The following is a 19,717-nucleotide window of genomic DNA, read 5'->3' as shown; positions in this document are numbered from 1 at the left end:
CGCGGCAGCCTTCGCTTCGCGAAGGCTGGTGGAGCCAGGCGGGATCGAACCGCCGACCTCTTGCATGCCATGCAAGCGCTCTCCCAGCTGAGCTATGGCCCCGTAGTCCTTAAACGGGATGATCCTGGTGGATCACACCGAACCGGCGAGCCTGGTGACTCGCGCGGTGCACCCTTTTTCACAGATCAGGCGCGATCTCAAGTCTCTTCGTCACCGCCGACATCACCAATGATGTCGGTCACGTCCTCATCGCCCTCTTCGTCGTCGGCGATAAAGGTCGAATCATCGTCATCATCGTCCTCGAGGGTCTCGTCGACCTCGATATCGTCCTCGGACTCAGGCACGACGGCCTTGACCTTGCCGGTATTCTCCTCGGCATCGGCCTCCTCGAGGGAGACCAACTCCTCGGCCTCCGCCGGCTCAGGCGCCGTGTCGGCAGGCATCGGCGCGCGGGCTTCCGCACCGCGGGTCGCACGGGCCGGCGCAACCGGCGCAATCGGCACCACTTCGCCCGTATACGGCGAGATCACCGGATTCTTGTTGAGGTCGTAGAACTTCTTGCCCGTGGTCGGGCAAATGCGTTTGGTTCCGAGTTCGGACTTGGCCACGGCAGGAATCCTGGGAATGTCTGAAAAGCGGTGTTTCACTTGGCTAGTTGGCGGCCCGCTGTCAATAGCGCATTGCGGGACAAAGACATGTCCTGAGACTTACCCGTGACGACACGGGGGCCGTGTGGTACCTGCGCCACGCGCCCCATGGGATATCCGGGCGCCTATTCAGGGACTTAAATCGTGAGCTATTCCGACCAGCGGACACCCCTCCAGTCGCGCGCCAGCGGCCCCCTGACCGGATCCGTCCGGGTCCCCGGGGACAAGTCGATCTCCCACCGTGCTCTCATCCTGGGCGCGCTGTCGGTCGGTGAAACCCGGATTTCAGGCCTTTTGGAGGGCGAAGACGTCCTCAATACCGCCAAATCGATGCAGGCGCTGGGGGCGCAGGTGGAGCGGACCGGGGATTTTGCCTGGTCGGTGCGGGGCGTCGGCGTCGCCGGTTTTGCCCAGCCCAAGGCCCCCCTAGATTTCGGGAACTCCGGGACCGGCTGCCGGCTGGTGATGGGGGCCGTTGCCGGCTGCCCGATTGCCGCAGTTTTCGACGGCGACGCTTCCTTGCGCAGCCGTCCCATGCGCCGGATTCTGGACCCGCTCGAAAAGATGGGCGCCAAAGTCGTTGCCCAAAGCGAGGGTGGCCGGCTGCCGCTGACGCTGCAGGGCGCGCGCGATCCGCTGCCGCTGACCTACAAGACGCCGGTCGCCTCGGCCCAGATCAAGTCGGCGGTGCTGCTGGCGGGCCTCGCCGCGCCCGGCACGACCACCGTCATCGAGTCAGAGGCCAGCCGCGACCATACCGAGCTGATGCTCAGGCACTTTGGCGCCGACATCACCTCGACCCTCGAAGGCCAGCATGGCCGCCGCATCACGCTCGTCGGGCAGCCCGAGCTTCACGGCGCCAATGTCGTGGTGCCGGCCGATCCGTCGTCGGCAGCCTTTCCGATCGTTGCTGCGCTGATCGCGGAAGGCTCCGATCTCGTGCTCACCGACGTCATGACCAATCCGCTGCGCACCGGCCTGTTCACGACGCTGCGCGAAATGGGCGGCTTCATCGAGGAGAGCGAGGTGCGGGGCGACGCCGGTGAGCCGATGGCGCGCCTGCGCGTGCGGGCGTCGAAGCTGCGCGGCGTCGAGGTGCCGCCGGAACGCGCGCCGTCGATGATCGATGAATATCTGGTGCTGGCGGTGGCCGCCTCGTTCGCCGAAGGCACCACGATCATGCGCGGCCTGCACGAGTTGCGCGTGAAGGAATCCGATCGTCTGGAAGCGACCGCCGACATGCTGCGCGTCAACGGCGTGAAGGTCGAGATTGCCGGCGACGATCTCATCGTCGAGGGCCGTGGCCATGTGCCCGGCGGCGGCCTCGTCGCAACCCACATGGATCATCGCATCGCGATGTCAGCATTGGTGATGGGATGCGCCTCGGACCAGCCGGTGAAGGTCGACGACACCGCTTTCATCGCCACCAGCTTCCCGGACTTCATCCCGATGATGCGTTCGCTGGGCGCGGAGTTTTCATGATCATCGCCATCGACGGACCCGCGGCCTCCGGCAAGGGCACGCTCGGCAAGCGCCTCGCGCAGCATTACGGCTATCGCCACCTCGATACCGGCGTGATCTATCGCGCCGTGGCGTATGGCCTGATCCAGGCCGGCCAGGACCTGCGCGACGAGGCCGCGGCCGTTGCCGTCGCGCTGGAACTCGATCCCGAAGAATTCGGCAATCCCGCGCTGAAGTCACATGAGGTCGGCCAGGCCGCGTCCGTAGTTTCCGCAATCCCGAGGGTTCGCGAGGTCCTGCTGAACTTCCAGCGGCAATTCGCCGCCGATCCACCCGGCGCCGTGCTTGACGGCCGCGACATTGGAACCGTGATCTGCCCGAATGCCGACGTAAAGATTTTCGTCGTCGCCGATCCAAAGGTCCGCGCCCGCAGGCGGACCCTGGAGGCCCAATCGCGGGGCGAGGCGGCCGACGAGGCTGCCATCCTTGCGGACATCATTCAGCGCGACGAACGCGACCAGAACAGGCCGGTTGCGCCGTTAAAACCGGCCCCGGATGCTTACTTGCTAGATAACTCCCAACTGGATATAGAAGGCGGCGTCCGGGCCGCCATCGACATTATCGAGGCCGTCCGAGCGGGCCGGTCGCGGGGTTAAGCCGCAGCCGTCATTGGAGGAAGCGCCCGCTCCCGCTCTTTGAGGTCGATACTCGGTCCCCTGCTTGGGGATCGCGACATCCAGGCTCCGGATCAAGATTTTCATCGTATCGAACGCGCGGGCTCTCGCCGGCCCGCTCCTGCTGTTTTCCGGGTCGCAAGCCCGGGACCACGAGCGGTCGCTCGAAGGTTTTGCGGACCTTCCGACACTGCGCGCGCGAGACGCCCATAAACCCAACGGCCGGCAGACGTCCGCAACTGGAGAACAAATGGCTTCGACTTCCGCTGATTCCTATACCCCGTCGCGTGACGATTTCGCCGCGATGCTCGACGAGTCCTTCGCAGGCGGTAACCTGCAGGAAAGCTCCGTCGTCAAGGGCAAGGTTGTTGCAATTGAAAAGGACATGGCCGTCATCGACGTCGGCCTGAAGACCGAGGGCCGCGTTGCCCTGCGCGAATTTTCCGGCCCCGGCCGTGAGAGCGACATCAAGGTCGGCGACGAGGTGGAAGTTTTCCTCGATCGCATCGAAAACGCACTCGGCGAGGCCGTGCTGTCGCGCGACAAGGCGCGCCGCGAAGAGAGCTGGGGCAAGCTCGAGAAGGCGTTCCAGAACAACGAAAAGGTCAACGGCGTCATCTTCAACCAGGTCAAGGGCGGCTTCACCGTCGACCTCGACGGTGCCGTGGCCTTCCTGCCGCGCTCGCAGGTCGACATCCGTCCGATCCGCGACGTCGCTCCGTTGATGAACAACGCGCAGCCGTTCCAGATCCTCAAGATGGACCGCCGCCGCGGCAACATCGTCGTGTCGCGCCGTACGGTTCTCGAAGAGACCCGCGCCGAGCAGCGTCAGGAGCTGGTGCAGAACCTCGAAGAGGGGCAGGTCATCGACGGCGTGGTCAAGAACATCACCGATTACGGTGCGTTCGTTGATCTCGGCGGCATCGACGGTCTCCTGCACGTGACCGATATCGCCTGGCGTCGCGTCAACCACCCGACCGAGGTGCTGACGATCGGCCAGACCGTGAAGGTCAAGATCATCAAGATCAACCACGAGACGCACCGCATCTCGCTGGGCATGAAGCAACTGCTGGACGATCCGTGGCAGGGCATCGAAGCCAAGTACCCGCTGGGTGCCCGCTTCACCGGCCGCGTCACAAACATCACCGACTACGGTGCGTTCGTCGAGCTCGAGCCGGGCATCGAGGGCCTGATCCACGTCTCCGAGATGTCGTGGACCAAGAAGAACATGCACCCCGGCAAGATCGTTTCGACCTCGCAGGAAGTCGAAGTGCAGGTGCTCGAGGTGGATTCGGTCAAGCGCCGCATCTCGCTCGGCCTCAAGCAGACCATGCGCAATCCGTGGGAGGTCTTCGTCGAGAAGCATCCGACCGGTTCGACGGTCGAGGGCGAGGTCAAGAACAAGACCGAGTTCGGCCTGTTCCTGGGTCTCGAAGGCGACGTCGACGGCATGGTCCACCTCTCCGACCTCGACTGGAAGCTTCCGGGCGAGCAGGTGATCGACAACTACAAGAAGGGCGACATGGTGAAGGCCGTGGTGCTCGATGTGGACGTCGAGAAGGAGCGCATCTCGCTCGGCATCAAGCAGCTCGAAGGCGACCCCTTCGCCGAGCCGGGCGATGTCAAGAAGGGCGCCGTCGTGACCTGCGAAGTGCTCGAAGTGAAGGAGAGCGGTATCGAGGTGAAGATCTCCGGGACCGACTTCACCACCTTCATCAAGCGCTCGGAGCTCGCGCGCGACCGCAACGATCAGCGCGCCGAACGCTTCGCCGTCGGCGAGAAGGTCGATGCCCGCGTGATCCAGTTCGACAAGAAGGCCCGCAAGGTCCAGGTGTCGATCAAGGCGCTCGAAGTCGCCGAAGAGAAGGAAGCCATCGCGCAGTACGGCTCCTCCGATTCGGGGGCGACGCTCGGCGACATCCTCGGCACCGCGCTCAAGAACCGCGGCGACAACAAGTAAGCGAAACGCAGGTTTCGCGGACATCAAAGCCCCGGCGCAAGCCGGGGCTTTTTTGCGCCTTGTAGCCCGGATGGAGCGCAGCGAAATCCGGGTCCTTGCCACGTTCAACAATATGTCCCGGATTGCGCTGCGCTTCATCCGGGCTACGCGGCTACCAGCCTTGTTTTCTTCAAATTGCATCGCAATTGATGTATCCAGATAAGCCAATGGTCACGCTGTGGCTGCAAAACCGGCGCGGCCCCTATCTGGAGATTTTTCGATGTCGCTCGATTCGGACATCATCGTCGATCGCCGGCGCATCCGCCGCAAGCTGACCTTCTGGCGCGTCGTTGCCGCGCTGATCGCCATCGGCGCGATTTCAGGTGTTGCCCTGGTGGTGACGCCTGGCGCGCGCGGGACGTTCACGTCGGCGGGCTCGATCGCGCGGGTCAAGATCGACGGCCTGATCCGCAGCGATTCCGAGCGCGTCGAGGCGCTGGAGCGGCTGGAGAATTCGCGTACCGCCGCCGTGATCGTTCACATCAATTCGCCCGGCGGCACCACGGCCGGCTCCGAGCAGCTCTACGATTCCCTGATGCGGCTGAAGGCGAAGAAGCCGCTCGTGGTCGTCGTCGAAGGCCTCGCCGCTTCCGGCGGCTATATCGGCGCCATCGCGAGCGACCACATCATTGCCCAGCAGAGTTCATTGGTCGGATCAATAGGCGTGCTGTTCCAGTATCCGAACGTGGCCGAGCTTCTGAAGACCCTCGGCGTCAAGGTCGAGGAGGTAAAATCCTCGCCGCTGAAGGCTGCGCCGAATGGGTTCGAGCCGACCAGCCCCGAAGCCCGTGCCGCGCTCGATGCGCTGGTGAAGGACTCCTTCGCCTGGTTCAAGGGCCTGGTGAAGGACAGGCGTGGCATGGATGACACGCAGCTCGAAAAAGTGGCTGACGGCCGGGTCTTCACCGGACGCCAGGCGGTCGAGCTGAAGCTGATCGATCAGCTCGGCGATGAGAAGACGGCCGTCACCTGGCTGGTCGAACAGAAGGGTGTCAAGAAGGGCCTTCCCGTGCGCGACTTCAAGCTGGAGCCGCGCCTCGGCGACCTCTCATTCCTGCGCACGGCAGCCGCAATGACGCTGGAAGCGCTGGGTTTGAGCGCGATTGCGCATCAGATCGAGCAGAGCGGCGTGGCCCGCGCCGTCGATCGGCTCGGAATGGACGGGATGCTGGCGCTGTGGCAACCGGCCGCATCGAACTGACGCGGAACCGGGCGAGGGCGGGAAGGTTTTCCCGTCTGGCGGGTATTGTGGCAGACCTGCTTTTCGGTCCTTGTCACGCCAATTCCTGTCACCCAATCTTGATTTAGCGTCTTGACAGTTCAAGGCATTTTCACGGAAATGGTCATCCGCACGCTCCCGGGTCCTATCTCTCGATGATCAAATCCGAACTTGTTCAGCGTATCGCCGAGCACAACCCGCACCTCTACCAGCGGGATGTCGAGAACATTGTGAATGCGATTCTCGAAGAGATCGTAGCGGCCTTGGCGCGCGGTGACCGCGTCGAGCTGCGCGGCTTCGGCGCGTTCTCGGTGAAGCATCGTCCGGCTCGCGCCGGCCGCAACCCACGCACCGGCGCCCATGTGCCCGTCGACCAGAAGAGCGTTCCGTTCTTCAAGACCGGCAAGGAAATGCGCGAGCGGCTGAACCGCGACCATCCGGATCCGGGCGGCGAATAGGCACGTCCGGACTTTCCAGCGTGGCCGCTTTCATGCGGCCACAGGCTTGATTCAAGGCGAGCGAAGCGTCATGCGAAAATTCCTGACCGCGCTGATTTTGATTCCGCTGGGCCTGCTGTTCGTCGTCTTTGCGGTCGCCAACCGTCAATTCGTCACCGTCTCGTTCGACCCCTTCATGGCGAATGACCCCGCTCTGTCGACGACGCTGCCGCTGTTCCTGCTTCTGATCCTGGTGGCGGCGCTCGGGGTCTTGGCGGGCGGCTGCGCCGTCTGGTTCGGCCAACGGCGCTGGCGCCGCGCAGCCCGCAAGCATGAGGCGGATGCGCGCTCCGTGCGGGCCGAGCTGGCCGATCTGCGGGCCTCCGCGGTCGCCTCCCGGCCAGATCAAGGCCACTTGCCACAGCGCCTGCCGGCCCCCTCCGGCACCGGCCTTTACGGTCCCGTCGGGCGAGACAAGCAGCGCGCGACGTTGTAGAAGCGGCCGCACAAAAGCCCGTTTTTCTGCCGCCGGCCGGCGGCTTTCATGCTGTTTGAGACCATGTCCCTGCTCGTCAAAATCTGTGGCCTGTCCACGCGCGAGACGCTCGAAGTGGCGCTCGAGGCGGGCGCCGACATGGTGGGGTTCGTGTTCTTTCCGCCGTCGCCGCGGCACCTGTCGCTGGAGCTGGGCCGCGAGCTCGGCCGTCAGGTCGGGAAGCGCGCGCTGAAGGTGGCGCTGACGGTCGATGCCGATGATGCGACGCTCGACAACATCATGGACGCGTTGTCGCCCGATATTTTGCAATTGCACGGCAAGGAGAGCGTCGCGCGGCTGCGCGACATCAAGCAGAAATTTGGCCGCCCTGTCATGAAGGCAGTGCCGGTCGAGACCGCGGCCGATCTCGCCGTGCTGCCCGGCTACGCTGCGGTCGCGGATCGAATCCTGTTCGATGCGCGCGCGCCGAAGGATGCGACGCGGCCCGGCGGTCTCGGGGCGCCCTTCGACTGGCACCTGCTCGAAAACCTCGAGCTGAAAGTCCCGTATATGGTCTCGGGCGGACTGCATGCAGAGAACGTCGCGGAGGCCCTGCGCGTCACCCGCGCCGGCGGCGTCGACGTGTCCTCCGGTGTCGAGAGCGCCCCGGGCGTCAAGGATCCGGAGCTGATCAAGGCCTTCATTCGCGCAAGCCGCGCTACCCAAGATTCACGTCAAGAGTTGAGCGTACGATGAATAAACCAAACTCCTATCGCAGCGGCCCCGACGAGCGCGGCCATTTCGGCATTTTTGGCGGACGCTTCGTCGCCGAAACGCTGATGCCGCTGATCCTCGACCTGGAGAAGGCCTATACCGCGGCGAAAGCCGATCCGGCGTTCCATGCGGAGATGAAAGGCTATCTGAGGGACTATGTCGGCCGCCCGTCACCGCTCTATTTCGCGGAGCGTCTCACCGAGCACCTTGGCGGTGCCAAGATCTATCTCAAGCGGGAAGAGCTGAACCACACCGGTGCGCACAAGGTGAATAACGTGCTCGGCCAGATCATGGTCGCGCGGCGCATGGGCAAGAAGCGCATCATCGCCGAAACCGGCGCCGGCCAGCATGGTGTCGCCACCGCGACGCTGTGCGCGCGGTTTGGTCTGGAATGCATCGTCTACATGGGCGCGGTCGATGTTGCGCGGCAAGCGCCGAACGTGTTCCGCATGGAGATGCTGGGCGCCAAGGTCGTACCGGTGCAGTCGGGTACGCGCACGCTGAAGGACGCGATGAACGAGGCGCTGCGCGACTGGGTCACCAACGTCCACAACACCTTCTATTGCATCGGCACGGTCGCGGGGCCGCATCCCTATCCGATGATGGTGCGTGACTTCCAGTGCGTGATCGGCGAGGAGACCAGGACGCAGATGCAGGAGGCCGAGGGCCGCCTGCCGGATTCCTTGGTCGCCTGCATCGGCGGGGGCTCCAACGCGATCGGGCTGTTTCATCCTTTCCTGGACGATCCCTCGGTCGAAATCTTTGGCGTTGAAGCGGCGGGTCACGGGTTGACGCAACTGCATGCCGCGTCGATCGCGGGTGGGCGCCCCGGCGTGCTGCATGGCAACCGCACCTATCTGCTGATGGATGCCGATGGCCAGATCCAGGACGCGCATTCGATTTCGGCCGGCCTCGACTATCCCGGCATCGGTCCCGAGCATTCCTGGCTGCACGAGGTCGGCCGCGTGAACTATCTCTCGGCGACCGACGACGAGGCGCTTGATGCCTTCTTGCTGCTGTCGCGCCTTGAAGGCATCCCGCCGGCGCTGGAATCCGCGCATGCCATCGCCAAGGTCATGGAGCTCGCGCCGAAGCGGCCGAAAGACCATCTGATGGTGGTCAACCTCTCCGGCCGCGGCGACAAGGACATTCCGCAGATCTCGGAAATTCTGAAGGGCAGGAAGCAGTGACCACCCGTATCGACACGCGCTTTGCCGAATTAAAGAAAGAGGGCCGCTCGGCCTTTGTCACCTATGTGATGGCCGGCGATCCCGATCTCGCGACGTCGCTCGAGATCGTCAAGGCGCTGCCCAAGGCAGGCTCCGACGTCATCGAACTCGGCATTCCCTTCACCGATCCTATGGCGGATGGTCCCTCGATTCAGGCGGCAGGCCTGCGCGCGCTCAAGGGTGGCATGACCTTGAAGAAGACGCTGGACCTGGTGCGCGCCTTCCGCAAGGACGACAATTTCACGCCGCTGGTGCTGATGGGCTATTACAATCCGATCTACATTTACGGCGTCGACAAGTTTCTGGCTGATGCCAGGACGGCCGGCGTCGACGGCCTCATCATCGTCGATTTGCCGCCGGAGGAAGACGACGAGCTCTGCATTCCCGCGCTGAAGGCGGGTCTGAACTTCATTCGGCTGGCGACCCCGACCACCGACGACAAGCGCCTGCCCGCGGTGCTCGCGAACACATCAGGCTTCGTCTATTACGTCTCCATCGCCGGGATCACCGGTGCAGCGGCGGCGGATGCGAATGCCGTCGGTGAAGCGGTGGCGCGCATCAAGCGGCATACCCAATTGCCGATCTGCGTCGGTTTTGGCATCCGCACGCCGGAGGCGGCGCGCGCCATTGCCGAGAAGGCCGATGGTTCGGTGGTCGGCACGGCATTGGTCGATGCGCTCAAGAACAGCCTCGATTCCGAGGGCCGCGCGACGGCCAAAACCGTGAACGCCGTGGCCGAGCTGACTGCGGCTCTGGCCCAGGGCGTCAAGGGCGCCAAACAGGCGGCCGAATAGGCCATAATTCCGCTTTTCGGGCGGGCGACACACCGGCTTGCCGGGCAGCGGCCCGGCCGCCATATATTCCTCGGGCGATCGGCAGGGCTGAATCGCTAATCGGAGCAAACCATGAATTGGCTCACCAACGTGGTCCGGCCGAAAATCCGCAACATGCTGCGGCGGGAGACGCCGGAGAATCTGTGGATCAAGTGCCCGGATTCCGGGCAGCTCGTGTTCTACAAGGATGTCGAGGCCAACCAGTTCGTCATCCCCGGCTCGAACTACCACATGCGCATGGGCGCGGTGGCGCGGCTGAAGTCGATTTTTGACAACGAGACCTGGTTTGACGTCGCGCTGCCCGAGGTCGCTGTCGATCCGCTCAAATTTCGCGACGAGAAGAAGTATGTCGACCGCGTCAAGGATGCGCGCGCGCGCACCAACCTCAACGATGCGATCAAGGTCGGCTACGGCAAGCTCGAAGGTGCGGCCGTGGTGGTCGCGGTGCAGGATTTCGACTTCATGGGCGGCTCGCTCGGCATGGCCGCGGGCGAGGCCATCGTGCGCGGGCTCGAGCTTGCGGTCGAGAAGAGGTCGCCGTTCATCGTGTTCGCCGCATCCGGCGGCGCGCGCATGCAGGAAGGCATTTTGTCGCTGATGCAGATGCCGCGGACGACCGTCGCCGTGCAGATGCTGCGTGAGGCAAAGCTGCCCTACATCGTCGTGCTGACCAACCCGACCACCGGCGGCGTCACCGCATCCTACGCGATGCTCGGCGACGTGCAGATCGCGGAGCCCGGCGCGCTGATCGGCTTTGCCGGGGCGCGCGTGATCGAGCAGACTATCCGCGAAAAGCTGCCGGAAGGGTTTCAGCGTGCCGAGTATCTTAAGGAGCACGGCATGGTCGATATGGTCGTGCACCGTCACGAGCTGCGGCCGACGCTGGCGCGGCTCTGCCGTATCCTGACAAAATCGCCTGCGCTCGAAGGCGCGCCGAAATCCGCGCCGCAAGTCACCAACGCGGCGCAGATCGTGGCGGCTTCCGAGGTGGCGCCGGCAGCGCCGCACGCGTGACGCTGCCCGCCAACAGCGAAAAGCCGTCGCTCGATGAATTGATCGGGCGGCTGTCGGCCCTGCATCAGAAGCGGATTGATCTTGGCCTCGAGCGGATGCATCGCCTGCTCGAGCGGCTCGGCCACCCCGAGCGCAAGGTACCGCCCGTGATCCACATCGCCGGCACCAACGGCAAGGGATCCACGGTCGCCTATCTGCGCGCGACGCTGGAAGCCGCAGGCTTGCGCGTCCACGCCTACACCTCACCCTATCTGGTACGGATCAACGAATGTTTCCGGCTCGGCCGCGTCGGCGGTGGCGTGCTGGTCGGTGACGACGAGCTGCGCGCGGCTCTGGAAGAGGTCGAGCGCGTCAATGCCGGCGAGCCCGCAACCGTGTTCGAATTGAAGACCGCGGCCGCCTTCCATCTGTTCGCGCAAAACCCGGCCGACGTGCTGTTGCTGGAAGTCGGCCTCGGAGGCCGGCTCGATTCCACCAACGTGGTCGAGATGCCGCTCGCCTGTGTCATCACGCCCGTCAGCATGGATCACATGGATTTCCTCGGTGATACCCTGACCTCGATCGCCGGCGAGAAGGCGGCGATCATCAAGCACGGCGTGCCCGTCATCTCGGCCGAGCAGACGCCGGAGGCGATGGCCGTGATCGAGGCGCAGGCCAAACGGATGCGCGCGCCGCTGTTTGCAGCCGGCGAAAGCTGGCACGTGAATGTCGAGCACGGACGCCTCGTCTATTCCGACGATCGCGGCCTGATGGATCTTACGGCCCCGCGCCTGTTCGGCCGGCATCAGTTCGACAATGCCGGCCTTGCGATCGCGACGCTGCGCGCGGTGCAATCCTTCAAGCCCACTGCCTTCAAGATCAATCACGCCGCATTCGAAGCCGGCATCGTCAACGCCGAATGGCCGGCGCGGATGCAGCGCATCACGTCCGGCGCGCTCCTCGGCTGGGGCCCGCCGGGCTCGGAGATCTGGCTCGACGGCGGGCACAATGCCGAAGGCGGTCGCGTCGCGGCCGCAGCACTCGGCGATCTCGAGGAGCGGGTGTCGCGGCCGCTGGTTGTCATCGCGGGCATGATGGCGAACAAGGATGCGCAAGCATTTCTCGCCAATTTCGCCGGCCTCACCCGCCACATCATCGCGGTACCAATTCCCGCCACTGAGAACGCGATGCCGGTCGATCGTCTCGCGGATGCCGCGCGCGGCCTCGGCATGCGCGTCGAGATCACGCCGGGCATCGAGGCCGCGCTGCGTGCCCTGTCACGCCTCGCCTACGAGGTCCCGCCGCGCATTTTGATCACCGGCTCGCTCTATCTCGCCGGCCACGTGCTGGCGCTCAACGGCACGCCTCCTGCATGAAAAGTCTCGTGTCCCGGACAAGCGAAGCGCAGATCCGGGATCCAGGAGCCACAGTGGGCCCCGGCTCTGCAGCGCACCGCTGAAGAAGCGCTGCGCTGCGTCCGGGGCACGAGATAGGAAAAGACCATGCGTTTCGCCGCGATTGCCGACGTCCACGGAAACTATCTGGCGCTGGGCGCCGTCGTTGCCGACATCCGCGCCCAAGGCATCAGCGACATCGTCAATCTCGGCGACATGCTGAGTGGCCCGCTCGATGCCCGGCGCACGATCGAGAGGCTGATGGCGCTCGATGCCGTCCACGTGCTCGGCAACCACGATCGCTATCTGCTCGATCGTCCCCCGGAGAAGATGGGCTCGTGGGATCGGCCCGCACATGCGCAGCTCGACGCAGCGCATCTCGACTGGCTGCGCGCGCAGCCGATGACCCGCGTCCTCGGCGACCAGGTCTTCCTCTGCCACGCGACGCCTGAGAATGACGAGGTCTACTGGCTCGACACCGTGCACCTAGATGGCACGGTCGCGCTCTCGCCGCTGGATCGGATCGAGCAGTTCGCAAAAGGCATCGCCCAATCGCTGATCCTCTGCGCGCACACGCATCTGGCGCGTGCCGTTCGGCTTCGCGACGGTAGGCTGATCGTCAATCCCGGCAGCGTCGGCAGCCCCGGCTATCGCGACACGCATCCTTATCCGCATGTCGTCGAAGCCGGCACGCCGCACGCGCGCTACGCGATCCTCGAACTCGTCGATGGAGCCTGGCAGGTCACGTTCCGCCAAATCGCCTATGATCACGAGACGATGGCCGCGCTCGCCCGCCGCAACGGCCAGCCTGAGCTTGCGAATGCGCTGGCGACGGGGTGGATCAAGTAGCCATCATCTCCATCCGGGCTACGGACCACCCGCGAAACAAAACGGCCGGCGAAGCGCCGGCCGTTCAACAAACTCAGTTTGCAGTTTGGATCACACCGAAGCGGTGATCCACTGCTGCAGCTTTGCCTTCGGCGCGGCGCCGACCTGACGGGAGGCCATCTCGCCGCCTTTGAAGATCATCAGCGTCGGGATCGACATCACGCCATATTTCGACGCGGTCTTCGGGCTCTCGTCGACGTTGAGCTTCACGATCTTGACCTTGTCGCCCATCGCGCCGGCGATCTCGTCGAGCGCGGGGGCGATCATGCGGCAGGGGCCGCACCACTCGGCCCAGAAATCGACCACGACCGGGCCGTCCGCCTTGAGCACCTGGGCTTCGAAATCGGCGTCAGAGACCTTGCTAACGGCCATTGGAATACCTCGTACGGTTGAAGGAAAAGGCGCGACGTGGAATCGCGCCTGGGATCATGCAACCAACCTATGAACGCCCCCTTGCCGGGTCAAGGACGCTCACACCGAGATGAAGGGATGCCAGCGCCGCGTCCAGCGCGGGGGCCGAAATCTCCATCAAATCAAGCGTTTCTGTCCACAGCAGCGCCGTCCGGACGGCGCGCTGGGGATAAAGTTTGGACAGCAGCGCCCGGTAAAGGGCGAGCTGGCGGACGTAACCCTCCGGGGCGCCCGCCGCCGACCGAGGCGGAGCGTGGTTGGTCTTGAAGTCCACGATCAGAACTTCCGTCGACGCCACGACGAGACGGTCGATCTGGCCGGAGACCAGCCTCCCGCCGTGGCGGCCGACGATCGGCACCTCGGCGCGGCTGCCGGGCGCAAATACCGCGGCAAAGCGTGGCTCCGAGATCAGCGCCAGCACCTGCCCGGCCAGCGCCGCGCGCTCGGCCTCGGTCCATTTGCCGGCGTTGCGGGCGAGGTAGTCTTGGGCGAGCCCGGCCCGGTGCTCAATCGCGAGATCGGGCAGCGATTGCAGCAGGCGATGCACCAGCACGCCGCGTTGCAGCGCCCTGGCACGCTGGTCGACCGATTCGCCGCGCCGGAAATGCTTGCCGGCGTCCTCTCCGGAATCGGATGGGCGCAGCCTGACGTCGGAAGCCAGCTCCGGCGGCGCAGGCGTGGTCAGCCACGCCGGCAGCGAGAGAGGCGCATTGACGAACAGGTCGGCCTGGCTGCCGGCGGACGGCGTGACATCTCCGGCCCGCCTGTAGCTTTTCACGACCCCGTCGCCGGCCGGGATTTCCTCGAGCGACAGATCGGAGTTTTCGAGACCGCGCTTGACCAGGTCGTACCAGGAATATTCGCGGACGCTGTTGCGGTTGCCCGGCATGCAGCCCGCGACGATCAGCCGGTCGGCCGCGCGCGTCATCGCGACATAGAGCAGGCGGCGATATTCGTGCTCGGTCTCGCCAAGCATCGCGGCCCGTGCCTCCGCAACACATGGCGGATCGTCCGACTTGCGACCGGCCCATACCACGACCTCGCCGCCATTGCCGCGCGGCACGTGAACGAGACGCAGGCGTTGCGTGTCTGAGGGCGATGTCGTGGTGTCGGCCATGATGACCACGGAGGCTTCCAGTCCCTTGGCGCCGTGCACCGTCATCACGCGCACCTCGTCGCGCGAGATTTCCATGTCGCGCTTCACCTCGGTGTCGGCGGCGCGCAGCCATGTCATGAAACCCTGCAGCGAAGCCGGGGCCTTCTTCTCATAGGAGAGCGCCAGTTCGAGGAATTCATCGAGCGCATCGTTGGCTTCGTGCCCGAGCCGGCACAGGATGCGCGCGCGACCATGGTCGCCGCCGAGCAGCCAGGCATAGAATGCAAACGGCGTTTCGGTCCGGGAGCGGCGTTCGCATTGCTCGAGGCGGTCGAGCGCCTCCTTGAGCCTGTCGTTGTCGGCGGCGTGCGCCGCCAGGGCCGCGCGCAGCGATCCTTTCCGGTTCCAGGCCAGCGTGAACAGCTCATCTTCAGTGAGGTTGAACAGCGGGCTCTTCAGGGCGACGGCCAGCGCCAGATCGTCCTGCGGCAGCAGCAGGGCGTCCGCAAGGTTCATCAGGTCGATGATCGCGATATGTTCGGTGAGCTTGAGCCTGTCGGCGCCGGCGACGGGAACGCCGGCATGCTTCAACGCCTGGATCACGGCATCAAACAAATTTCCGCGCCGGCGCACCAGAATCAGCACGTCGCCATAGGAGAGATGGCGGCGATCGCCAATGCGTCCGGTCATGGTATTGCCGGCAACGAGCCGCTTGATCTCGCGCTGGATGCGCTTCGATAGCTTCACCTCGGCGCTGGTCACCGGTACGCCGTCGAACGGCGCGCGCCAGCCCTCGATGTTCTGCTTGTCATCCGCGACCGCGAGCTCCCAGAGATCGATCTGGCTCGGCCCGGCGTCGGGCAGCGCCTCGTGCAGGGGATAGGTCTTCTCCGCGTGAATGCTGGAGTAGATCGCCTCGTCGCGGAACACATGGTCCACGGATTTCAGGATCGCCTGTCCCGAACGGAACGAATAGGTGAAAGGGATGGACTCGAATTTCAGCCTGGCGGCTTCGAACCTCGTTTTCAATTCCCGTCGGCGTTCATCGAATTCGCGCGGCGCGGCGCCCTGGAAAGAGAAGATCGACTGTTTCTCGTCGCCGACCGCGAATACGGTACGCGCCACGCCGTCACGCGCGCCGGCGCCCGAGGTGAATTCCGAGATGATGTGCGCGATGATTTCCCATTGCCGCGGGCTGGTGTCCTGCGCCTCGTCGATCAGCACGTGATCCACGCCGCGATCGAGCTTGTAATGCACCCAGCCCGATGCGCCGCTGGCGAGCAGGGCCAGTGTCTTGTCGATCAGATCGTCATAGTCGAGCAGCCCGCGCTCCTGCTTCTCGCGCCGATAGTTGGCTGCGACCGCGATGGCGATATGAAGCAGTGCCTCGGTGCGGTCGCGCACCACCAGCGCACGGCGCTTTGCGATCAGGGGCGGCAGGCGACGGCTCTCGTCGTCGAACAATTGCCCGATCGCCCGATGATTGTCCGAGAACTTCTTGGTTATGACTGTCTTTCGCGGCTCACGATCAGCCTCGGTGAGGAATACCGCAAGGTATTCATCGACCTGCGTCGGCCCTGCGGCAATCGAGGCGGCGCGCAGCCGGTCGGCGTTGTCGCGTTCGGTCTTCGCACCCAGCTCAAGTGCCTGGGCGATCTCTTCCCAACGTGATCGCGGCAGGTTCGGCCCGTCGATGATCTCGCCTTCGACGTCGTCGAGGCGGTCGTGCTCGTCGAGACCGAGCACCGAAGATACCTGCCGCGCGGCCGCTTCAGCACTGCCGGCAGCGTCCGTCCACGCCATGAAATGATCGCGGCTCAGGCAGGCCTCGCGCAAAACCTCCTTGAAGGTGACATCTGCGGCGCTCCCCATGGCGGCCAGCAGGGCGCGGCCGATCGCGCTGTCAGGGGCACGCGAGGCATCGAGCATCACGGCCAGGCTGGCGCGCTCCATCATTTCGGCCTGGTCGCGGTCGTCGAGCACGGCGAAGCGGGCCGGCACGTTGGCTTCGAACGGAAACTGCTGCAGCAAGCGCGTGCATAGCGCGTGAATGGTCTGCACTTTCAAGCCGCCCGGTGTTTCCAGCGCGCTCGCAAACAGCTCGCGGGCGGATTTGCGCAGCTTCGCGCTCGTCTGCGCGATGCCGGCGTCGCGGATCGCGGCATCGAGCTTGTCGTCGTCGAGCGTCACCCAGTGACCGAGCGTGGTGAACACGCGCTCGGCCATGTTGGCGGCTGCGGCCTTGGTGAAGGTGAGGCAGAGGATTTTTTCCGGCGGCACGCCCGACAACAACAGCCGAATCACGCGCTGTACCAACACATGCGTCTTGCCCGAGCCGGCATTGGCGGACACGAAGGCGGACGCCGCGGGATCCGAGGCGCGCGCCTGCGCTTCGCGGACGGGCGGCGGGATCGTGCGGAGCGCCATCAATATTCCTCCAGCGCAATGCCGCCTGCCGCGGACCATTCCTTGACCCGCGCGAGGTTGTCATAGTCGCCGTAGCGTGCGGTCCACATCGACAGCACCAGCGAGCGGTATGGCTCCTCCGGATTCTCGAAGCGGCGGACCAGCGCCTCGAGCTGATCCCGCGCATAGTCGGCAGCCTCGTCGGGCGGCTGCGGCGTATCGTTCTGCTTGATCTTCAACTGCAGCGGCGTGTAATCGCCTGGCGGATTGTTGCCGCTAATCCTGACATAGGCGAGTTCGCCGACCGAAGCACCCGCATCGATGCCGGCAAAGCCGCCGCCGCGCAGGATCGCCGCCTCCAGCGTCAGTTGCGGCGACAGGCCCATGCGCACCTGCTTGGCCGTCGGCGGTGCGCCGGTTTTGTAATCGAGGATCGCATAGCTGCCGTCGCGCCGGCGTTCGATGCGGTCGGCGCGGGCGTTCAGGGTGAACTTCCTGTTGTTGTCGAGAACGATCTCGATATCGCCCCTGATTTCGGCAGCAATCGAGGCAATGTCTGTTCGCTGCGCGCGCTCCCAATCGCTGAACCAGCGTGCGATGCGCTGAAACCGCGGCCACCACAACGCCCGGGCTTCCGGCCGCTCCATCAACGGCTTGAAGTGCTTCTCACCAATGCCGAGCAGCGTGCCGAAAACATCTCGAGGCAACTGGTCGGACCAGGTCTGGGTAAACTCGCCGAGCGCTGCATGGATTGCCGAGCCGCGATCGGCGGCCGATAGCGGCATGTCGACGGGATCGAGCGGATCGAGCCGCAGGATATGGCGGGCGTAAATCGTATAGGGATCGCGCAGCCAATCCTCGATGGCGGTCACCGACAATCTGGTCGGACGGGTCTCGCGCGGCGGCTTCGGCTGCGGCTGCTCGATCGGCTTGACCACGGCCGGCTGATCGATCGCGCCGGCGTAGTGGACGTAGGTGTCGCCGGCTGCCTTCGCTGCCTTCCAGCGCGCTTCGCCCGCGACCGCTTCGAGCCGGTGCAGGAAGCGTGACGCGACCGCCGGAGCGCCACCGACCTTGGCCGAATGTGTGAGGATCACCTCCTCATGGCCGAGAAGCTGCGCGAAGTCATGGGCGGACAGGCCGATGCGCCGCTCCGGCAGGTCGAGACCGAGCTCATGGCGCATCGGCCGGCTCAGCCAGGGATCGACGCGCGGCGCGGGCGGCCACACGGTCTCGACGAGACCGCCGAGGATCACGCGGTCGGCTTCGGTGAGCCGCGCTTCGAGCTGGCCAAAGATGTGGAGCTGCGCGTTCGGTTGCTCGCGCCGCCGCACCATGCGGTCAACGAAGGCGGCCTGGAACACTTCGGCATAGTCGCCGAGCTCGACCATGAGGCCAATCTTTTCCTGCCGGCCGAGCAAGTCGTCGAAGGCAGAGGCGAGCGCGAGGCCGTCCTGGCCCTCGAATGCATGGACGATGCCGAGATCGTCAGCGGATAGATTGACCAGCACCTCGCGGTGACGCTCAGCGAGTTCGGCGAAGTCGTGCGGGTTCGACGAAGAAAATGCCTCCAGCGGCGCCAGGGCCACGCGTAGCGCGCCGACCAATGCGTCCGCCGCCTCGAGTTCGCGCTCTTTCAGCCGTGCTCGCGGCTCGGCACGATGCAGCGAAGACGCCTCGTTGTTCTCAAGCTTGCGGAGCTCATCGCGGAAGCGCGCGAATTCGGCGGCGAGCCCGCTGCTGCCCGCTTGCGGGCGCGTGCCGCGCAGGAGTGCCAGCTCCAGCACCTCGATGCCGCGCCTGTGGGCGCCGTGCGCGCCACCAAGGCGCAGCAACGGATGCTTGAGAAGCGCCAGCAAGGTCGGAGGCTCCAGGCCCTGTGTGGCGGCTTCGGCCGTCAACCGCGCGAAAATTCCTGCCGATGTTTCCATCAAGCCATCACCGCCGGAATCGTCGAAGGTGAGGTTCCAGCGGTCGAGCGCGGCGCTCACCCGCCGCGCCAGCGCGCGGTCCGGCGTCACCAGTGCGGCCGATTTGCCAAGGTGCCGCGCCTCGCGCATGGCAACCGCAATGGCGAGCGCTTCCATTTCGGGATTTGGCGCTTCGACCACGGATAGCCTGTTCATGCCGGCGGCGATATGCGCCGATATCTCCGGCTTCTGCAGCCGGTCATGCCATTGCGCCGTGGCGCTCGACGGACGCATCACTTCCGATATCAGGATTTCGCGGCCATCCGGTGCGGGCGACCCCAGGGTCTCGACATCGCCGCGCCCGATGCCGAAGCGGTCGAGCAGCGCGTGCATGGCATATTGCGGGTGATTGGATGCAGGCGGCGTCGCGAACCGGCCGTCGGCGTCTCTCGTGCCGCCGATGGTCTGCCAGCTTTCCTCATCGAGATTCATGTCAAGGCCGGGTAGCACCACTGCGCCGTTGTCGAGCTTCGCAACGGCGTGCAGGAACTTTGCGGTCGCCGGCATCGAGCCGGTTGAGCCCGCGGCAATCACCGGTCCGCCGTGATGCTTCATCAGCCGAGCCGCTTCCGCCGATATCAGCATGTCGCGGCGCGCGGCGGGCTCGATCTTGCCTTCTTCCGCCAGGAGGGCCGGCCAGTACTCGCGCGCTATCTTCAGGAAGTCGAGCGTGTGCTGCCAGTATTTGTCGAACTGATCCGGGACGAGCCGATCGAGCGCGCGCCAGTCGACGCTGCGCGTCACCATGTCATCGATCAGCCGGGCAAGATCGCCCGCCAGCGCCAGCGTCGACGCCGGCCCGCCGATGACA

The 19,717-nt window shown here is 65.1% G+C and carries 16 protein-coding genes and 1 tRNA gene; 12 read left to right on the top strand and 5 right to left on the bottom strand.

Annotated features, from left to right (window positions below; all coding sequences use genetic code 11):
• Window positions 1–26 precede the first annotated feature (26 nt).
• Together C2U70_RS22910 and C2U70_RS22905 are read right to left on the bottom strand one after the other, a co-directional pair.
• Window positions 27–102 (bottom strand) — tRNA-Ala (locus C2U70_RS22910).
• A gap of 95 nt (window positions 103–197) precedes the next feature.
• Window positions 198–608, bottom strand: a complete 411-nt coding sequence (locus C2U70_RS22905; RefSeq protein WP_140980684.1) for a TIGR02300 family protein — start codon at window positions 606–608, stop codon at window positions 198–200.
• 183 nt (window positions 609–791) lie between these two features.
• Here C2U70_RS22905 and aroA point away from each other — a divergent pair, with 183 nt between their 5' ends.
• The 12 genes from aroA to C2U70_RS22840 all read left to right on the top strand — a co-directional run bounded on the left by aroA (window position 792) and on the right by C2U70_RS22840 (window position 12,984).
• On the top strand, window positions 792–2,129 hold the full coding sequence (gene aroA / locus C2U70_RS22900; RefSeq protein ID WP_140980683.1) for a 3-phosphoshikimate 1-carboxyvinyltransferase: 1,338 nt from the start codon (window positions 792–794) through the stop codon (window positions 2,127–2,129).
• On the top strand, window positions 2,126–2,764 hold the full coding sequence (gene cmk, locus C2U70_RS22895; protein ID WP_140980682.1) for a (d)CMP kinase: 639 nt from the start codon (window positions 2,126–2,128) through the stop codon (window positions 2,762–2,764). Before aroA ends, cmk begins: the two co-directional genes overlap by 4 nt.
• 268 nt (window positions 2,765–3,032) lie before the next feature.
• On the top strand, window positions 3,033–4,742 hold the full coding sequence (rpsA, locus tag C2U70_RS22890; RefSeq protein WP_140980681.1) for a 30S ribosomal protein S1: 1,710 nt from the start codon (window positions 3,033–3,035) through the stop codon (window positions 4,740–4,742).
• 259 nt (window positions 4,743–5,001) lie between these two features.
• The gene (gene sppA / locus C2U70_RS22885; protein ID WP_140980680.1) at window positions 5,002–5,982 is read left to right on the top strand and encodes a signal peptide peptidase SppA; all 981 of its coding nucleotides are present in this window, start codon (window positions 5,002–5,004) and stop codon (window positions 5,980–5,982) included.
• 173 nt (window positions 5,983–6,155) lie between these two features.
• The gene (locus C2U70_RS22880) at window positions 6,156–6,458 is read left to right on the top strand and encodes an integration host factor subunit beta (RefSeq protein WP_140980679.1); all 303 of its coding nucleotides are present in this window, start codon (window positions 6,156–6,158) and stop codon (window positions 6,456–6,458) included.
• Window positions 6,459–6,528: 70 nt separating this feature from the next.
• Entirely contained in the window at window positions 6,529–6,933 is a 405-nt protein-coding gene (locus C2U70_RS22875) for a lipopolysaccharide assembly protein LapA domain-containing protein (protein ID WP_140980678.1), read from the top strand.
• A gap of 63 nt (window positions 6,934–6,996) precedes the next feature.
• Window positions 6,997–7,668: a phosphoribosylanthranilate isomerase gene (locus C2U70_RS22870; protein ID WP_140980712.1), complete on the top strand. Its 672-nt coding sequence runs from the start codon at window positions 6,997–6,999 to the stop codon at window positions 7,666–7,668.
• Entirely contained in the window at window positions 7,665–8,876 is a 1,212-nt protein-coding gene (gene trpB / locus C2U70_RS22865) for a tryptophan synthase subunit beta (protein ID WP_140980677.1), read from the top strand. Before C2U70_RS22870 ends, trpB begins: the two co-directional genes overlap by 4 nt.
• Complete coding sequence (gene trpA, locus C2U70_RS22860; protein ID WP_140980676.1) at window positions 8,873–9,709, top strand: tryptophan synthase subunit alpha; 837 nt, start codon at window positions 8,873–8,875, stop codon at window positions 9,707–9,709. Before trpB ends, trpA begins: the two co-directional genes overlap by 4 nt.
• 111 nt (window positions 9,710–9,820) lie before the next feature.
• On the top strand, window positions 9,821–10,762 hold the full coding sequence (gene accD / locus C2U70_RS22855; RefSeq protein ID WP_140980675.1) for an acetyl-CoA carboxylase, carboxyltransferase subunit beta: 942 nt from the start codon (window positions 9,821–9,823) through the stop codon (window positions 10,760–10,762).
• Entirely contained in the window at window positions 10,759–12,117 is a 1,359-nt protein-coding gene (locus C2U70_RS22850) for a bifunctional folylpolyglutamate synthase/dihydrofolate synthase (protein WP_140980674.1), read from the top strand. The genes accD and C2U70_RS22850 overlap by 4 nt, the downstream gene beginning before the upstream one ends.
• A 126-nt stretch (window positions 12,118–12,243) precedes the next feature.
• Complete coding sequence (locus tag C2U70_RS22840; protein ID WP_140980673.1) at window positions 12,244–12,984, top strand: metallophosphoesterase family protein; 741 nt, start codon at window positions 12,244–12,246, stop codon at window positions 12,982–12,984.
• A 90-nt stretch (window positions 12,985–13,074) separates the two neighbouring features.
• Here C2U70_RS22840 and trxA read toward each other — a convergent pair whose 3' ends face one another.
• The 3 genes from trxA to addB all read right to left on the bottom strand — a co-directional run.
• Window positions 13,075–13,395: a thioredoxin gene (gene trxA, locus C2U70_RS22835; protein ID WP_140980672.1), complete on the bottom strand. Its 321-nt coding sequence runs from the start codon at window positions 13,393–13,395 to the stop codon at window positions 13,075–13,077.
• Window positions 13,396–13,462: 67 nt separating this feature from the next.
• Window positions 13,463–16,996, bottom strand: a complete 3,534-nt coding sequence (addA, locus tag C2U70_RS22830; RefSeq protein WP_140980671.1) for a double-strand break repair helicase AddA — start codon at window positions 16,994–16,996, stop codon at window positions 13,463–13,465.
• On the bottom strand, window positions 16,957–19,717 hold a 2,761-nt coding region (gene addB, locus C2U70_RS22825; RefSeq protein ID WP_140980670.1), incomplete at its 5' end, for a double-strand break repair protein AddB. The genes addA and addB, both read right to left, overlap by 40 nt.

This window comes from Bradyrhizobium guangdongense, assembly GCF_006483445.1.
GTDB classification, from domain to species: domain Bacteria; phylum Pseudomonadota; class Alphaproteobacteria; order Rhizobiales; family Xanthobacteraceae; genus Bradyrhizobium; species Bradyrhizobium guangdongense_A.
Note: the sequence above shows the minus strand (reverse complement) of the source record. Positions and strands in the feature narration are given on the sequence as shown.